This window comes from Oceanospirillum linum (genome assembly GCF_001995095.2).
Classification (GTDB): Bacteria; Pseudomonadota; Gammaproteobacteria; order Pseudomonadales; family Halomonadaceae; genus Oceanospirillum; species Oceanospirillum linum.
On record NZ_MTSD02000225.1, the window covers coordinates 1 to 392 of the forward strand.

Below are 392 nucleotides of genomic sequence, written 5' to 3' on the forward strand. Positions count from 1 at the left end.
CAAACACAGGGCCAATCTTTTGAAGAAAGCCCAAGCGTCCAATGTCTGCGAACTACTGTTCGTGTCGCTCGCTTCGGGCTGGCTCGACGTGCAGGAGGAGCAGCCATGATGCGGCAGCGCGGACCGGATACCGGCTTTGGACTCGGGAGCCTCATGTCGTACTACATGGTGCAGACGATGTCGTGCGGTCCGTTGACCGAGGTTCAATACGTCGGCCGCAACGAAGGAAAGCCGCCGTCCCAGCAAGACTTGCAGCGGTTTACCGAACAGGCTCGACGCAATTACGCGGCTTTGCGAAACGTTCCGCTATCGCATGTCGTGCCGGGCAGGATGGCCCTGCGTCGTCGCACGGTAATCGGCGTCAACGCGGTGGAACTCGGCGATTGAGGGAC

The 392-nt window shown here is 60.2% G+C and carries 1 protein-coding gene; it reads left to right on the forward strand.

The features are described 5' to 3' along the window. The first annotated feature begins 105 nt into the window (after positions 1-105). Positions 106-387: a hypothetical protein gene (locus tag BTA35_RS17410; RefSeq protein ID WP_078320929.1), complete on the forward strand. Its 282-nt coding sequence runs from the start codon at positions 106-108 to the stop codon at positions 385-387. Positions 388-392 lie beyond the last annotated feature (5 nt).

Excerpts from the sequence above, each read along its gene's own strand:
- BTA35_RS17410 (WP_078320929.1), top strand. The coding sequence starts at position 106 with ATGATGCGGCAGCGCGGACCGGATACCGGCTTTGGACTCGGGAGCCTC.